Here is a 4,574-nt window from a genome sequence, read left to right on the forward strand (position 1 = left end):
TTTCAAATATGTATTCCATATTTTTTTCCTTTATTAGTTATGAATTGTATATGCCGAAAAAGCCTTCCTACTTTATTAGTAGATAAAAACCGCGCTATTTTTTTAAGTCTGGTTAGCGTATTTTTAGGTGTAGTAAAGAAGTACTCGAACGAGTAATGTATTAATTGAAGGTTTTGGCATAGATACGATCTTTTATGTCGCTTTTTGTTGTTCTCTTATTTTTCTGTAAATCTCTTCACGGTAAACAGAGACTTCGCGAGGTGCTTCTATACCTATTTTCACCTGACTCCCTTCTACATTTAAGACTTGCACCTTAGTCGTATCATTGATTATCAGCGATTTTCCTATATTCACGTTCAAAACTAACATTACATAACTCCTTGTTTGTAAACTTTGCATCTCAGACTACACAATTCAATTTGCTTTGAATACTGATCTTTAGAAAGTAAGTAGCCTCCCCAGTGTATTAAATGCCTTTCGCAAAAAAATACACTTGAAACTAGCCTTCAATAACCGACAAAAAAGATCTCATTCCAAACTCAGTGTTCTACATTCTGGGTTTTAAAGAGACTATTACCGTTATCACTCGGCATTAATACATTTCTCATCAATAGTAGAAAACGAGTGAAAGTAATGAAGGCCAAAAATCATGTTTTTTTAATATTGTACGTTTGTATTACCTTTTTGATGCTAACAGGATGTGGAGGGGGAAGTGACCAATCTGGGGACCAACTACTTAACAGTGCTGGAGAACTCACTGCAGCTGAGCAAGCGACCCGTAACAGCAAAGTTTTTGCAATAATTAATAAAGAAGAAGTAGTTTCAGACCCAAGTAAAATTATCATCATTGACGGTCAACAAAGTTACGATGAACTAACAACAGATAATATTTCACTCCAATGGTCCGTTACCAGCGCGCCTGCAAATGCTGAGTTTAGTTTGGTTACCAGCGGTAATAAAAGTATTGAGTTTATCGCAGAAACTATAGGCACATACGTCATAGAACTTGTTGCAACTGATGGGTTCAACTCTGACGAAGACACAATTACTATAACGATAGTAGAACCTGTTCCAGTCGCTATCCTTCCAGATAATTTTTCTCTAAAAGTAGGTAATATTGCCGAAATATCAGGTGCCAATAGCTTTGATAGTATTGATGGTACTTTGTTGTTCCAATGGCAGGTTACTTCTCCAAGTGGCGTTGAAGTTGCTTTTGATACTTCTGAAACAGGCGAATTTATTGCTTTTCAACTGTCTGAACTTGGTCAATATGAAGTGCAGTTGTCGGTATCCGACTCAGACGAACACACTTCGCCCACTGCCAAAGTAATTATTACAGCAACGAATGAAGCGCCGGTAGCCGTAGCTGGGGAAGACCGTGAAGTTGCTTATAAAACAGATGTTGAACTGGACGCCAGTTTTTCTCAAGACTTTGACAGTGAAACGCTAAGCTATTCGTGGGCTCTATTAGAGACACCTCCAGGCGCTAATACGTCCATTACTTTTTCACCCGAGAGCCCATTGGCCACTTTTTTCGCTCCCTTACCCGGTTTATATCTTGTCGAATTAACTGTATTCGATGGTTATGAATCACATACAGATGAAATACTTATCACGGCAATAAATACACTTCCCGAACTCAATGCTGGCGAAGATATTAGCATCCAAAGTGGCGAATCAGCTAACCTAGTGGCACACGCCTCCGATATAGAAACTAGTGCACTTGTGTATTCCTGGGAGCTATTATCCCAGCCAAGTGGTGAGCCCGTGTCTATCAATGGCGATACCGCCACACTTAATGTGGTTCTCCACACTGGAGGTGAATATACTTTTGAAGTTCAGGTAAGTGATGATTATGACACCGTAACGGATACCGTTATTGTCACTGTTAATAATTCTATCCCAGTATCTATTATTGATATCGATCAGAACGATTTGGTGCCTATCGTTGGTGACACAATTAGATTATCAGCCAACAGCAGTTATGACCCTGACGAAGGGGATGCCATTGAGCAATACGAGTGGAATATTGAAAGAAAACCATCGGATAGTGTTATTGCGCTCAATGACCCACAAGCACAAGGTATAAATATTTCTCCTGATACCACCGGCACATATACGGTAAGTCTAAAAACATTCGATGGTGGCAATTACTCTGAGAAAACTATGGTAGATATCCAAGTTATCTCGAGTAATTCACTCCCCAAAGCGCAAGGTAGTTATGAAATAGAAAATTATACTACCATTATATTAGATGCATCAGGTTCGTCTGATGACGACAATCATGAACTCAGTGTTTCGTGGACAGTGATTGCAAAACCTGACAATGCACCAACCAGTATCCTTGATAGAAGTGCCAAAACGACAAAGATGTTCGTCCAGGAAAATGGCACCTACGCTGTAAGGTTAGTTGTGTCGGATGGAAGAAGTAACAGCCCCCCATTCGATATGATTATCCACATAGACAAGCCAAATGAACAGCCCGTAGCGAATGCAGGTAACCCACAAAGCGTAGGCTTGAATACTACAGTTAAACTCGATGGCAGTGGAAGCTACGACGAAGATGAGGACACTATCTCATTTTCGTGGTTCATGACGTCGCCAGAAGGTAGTGCCGCTACACTCATTAATTCTGAAACTGTTACACCACATTTCACGGCTGATGTATTTGGTACCTATACGTTGACACTCACAGTAAATGACGGCGAACTCATATCAGAGCCATCAACAGTTTCAATCGAAGTTGGCAATAAGTTAGCTCCAGTAGCCGATGCTGGACCCGACCAAAATGTCAAAACAGGCTCTAGGGTAACCCTTACTTCCGCCGCGAGTATCGACGCCGATAGCGAAATTACAGAATACCGTTGGGAGGTGATTTCAGTACCTGAAAATAGTGCTGTAGTCCTCGAAAATGACTCTGACATAGAAACTAGTTTTACACCTGATTTGGAGGGCGCTTATATTATTGCCCTATCTGTTAAAGATGAAGAAAGTTGGAGTGCTAAAAGCTTTGTCACCATCATTGCATCAACAAATAACTCAGCCCCTATAGCAAATGCGGGTAACGATGTTACAGTGGTTCAAGGGGAGTCAAATGTTATCAGCCTGTTCGGTGGAAACAGCACAGATGCAGACGGAAATCCCCTATCTTACTCATGGTCTTTAATCAGCCGGCCAACACTAAGTGAAGAGCAAATCATTAACCCGAAAGATGAAAGTGCTACGCTTAGCCTTGACCGATATGGCTCGTACGTTGCTCAACTTATTGTATTTGATGGTACAGTTAGCAGTCTTCCCTCAACAAAACATATCCAGTATGTAAGAAACACGACGAGCGTTAATGCGGGTCCAGACCAGACAACGTTCTTACGGCAACGCGTTGTTCTTGATGGCCGGAGTTCAGGCTACATTGCGCTTAGAGACCCTGAAACGTATGAATACGAATGGAAGTTTATCTATACACCGTCCGAAGAAAACCCAACTATCTCAGAATATGTAAAAGCAGAAGATGAGGCAGAAGAAGATGTACTCGGACTCTATGAGTTTTATCCTGACACCGTGGGTACATATTTACTAAGACTTCGTTTTAGAAATACGGTAACAGGTACGGTCTCTGACATCGACACAGTCACTATCAATGTAAAACCTTATAATACATTACCGATAGCTGATGCCGGTGAAGACCTAATTGGTTCAATTGGAGACCTGATAGTGCTAGATGGGAGTACATCTTCAGATTCTGAAGGTGACGCCTTGCAATACAACTGGTCTTTCCTGCAAAGACCTGAAAACAGCCTTTCGCAGATAAATAACCCCACCAGCGTTTCTCCGTTTTTTGAAATTGATAGGATTGGTGAATATCTTGTCAGATTAGAGGTTTTTGACGGCTCGGCATCATCAGATCCCGATGTAGTAAAAATCACTTCAGTAGAACCAAGTGTGGGACTGAGTATTCAAACCGAGGAAGGTTTTAGACGTCTTACCTTGCCCTATGAGAAAAATGAGACAAGAGACGTTACTAGGCCCTCTGATGACGAGGAATTATTGCTAGAGACATTGAGAATAACAACTGTTGAACAGCAAGTCACAATTACTGATGTGAGAGCCTACGATGCTAATGGTTTAGTGATGGCGTATATGACGACTGCAGACAACACTTTAGTTCCCAAGAATGGAAGTGTGAATATCGAACTATGGACACAATACCCGCAGCCAGGGCGTCAAGCTAACTTGCTATTCGAATTTACGATAAAGGAAACAGGCGATACAGTTTCGTTAAATTATTTACTCAATGTAAATTAGAGGTCTGATCAAAAGGGTCGGAAAATACCATCCGACCCTTTTTTTAAGAACTGTTTCCCTGGTACCGTCAATACGACTTTCTCAATAGGTTTCGATTTTAAAGTAACATTAGGTGCGTTAGATGCAGCTATGTTTGTTTCCAATATCAATTAAGTACTACTGAGTCATTCAATTTGTCGGTTGCCAATTGAGCCACTTTTTCACGATTCCCTTGTTGCCTGTACCTAAAATAGATTACGAGTTATTTCTGGTTAAGAAAATAAATTATGACG

At 40.8% G+C, this 4,574-nt stretch carries 2 protein-coding genes; one reads left to right on the forward strand and one right to left on the reverse strand.

Annotated features, from left to right (window positions below):
- Window positions 1-192: 192 nt before the first annotated feature.
- Entirely contained in the window at window positions 193-369 is a 177-nt protein-coding gene (csrA, locus tag BIZ39_RS20245) for a carbon storage regulator CsrA (protein WP_187447891.1), read from the reverse strand.
- A gap of 264 nt (window positions 370-633) precedes the next feature.
- Here csrA and BIZ39_RS20250 point away from each other — a divergent pair, with 264 nt between their 5' ends.
- Window positions 634-4,302, forward strand: a complete 3,669-nt coding sequence (locus BIZ39_RS20250) for a PKD domain-containing protein (protein ID WP_187447892.1) — start codon at window positions 634-636, stop codon at window positions 4,300-4,302.
- Window positions 4,303-4,574 lie beyond the last annotated feature (272 nt).

This window comes from Alteromonas sp. BZK5 (genome assembly GCF_014349115.1).
Classification (GTDB): domain Bacteria; phylum Pseudomonadota; class Gammaproteobacteria; order Enterobacterales; family Alteromonadaceae; genus Alteromonas; species Alteromonas macleodii.

Bases quoted from the DNA above. Each gene is read 5' to 3' on its own strand.
- BIZ39_RS20250 (WP_187447892.1), top strand. From the start codon at position 634: ATGAAGGCCAAAAATCATGTTTTTTTAATATTGTACGTTTGTATTACC.
- csrA (WP_187447891.1), bottom strand. From the start codon at position 369: ATGTTAGTTTTGAACGTGAATATAGGAAAATCGCTGATAATCAATGAT.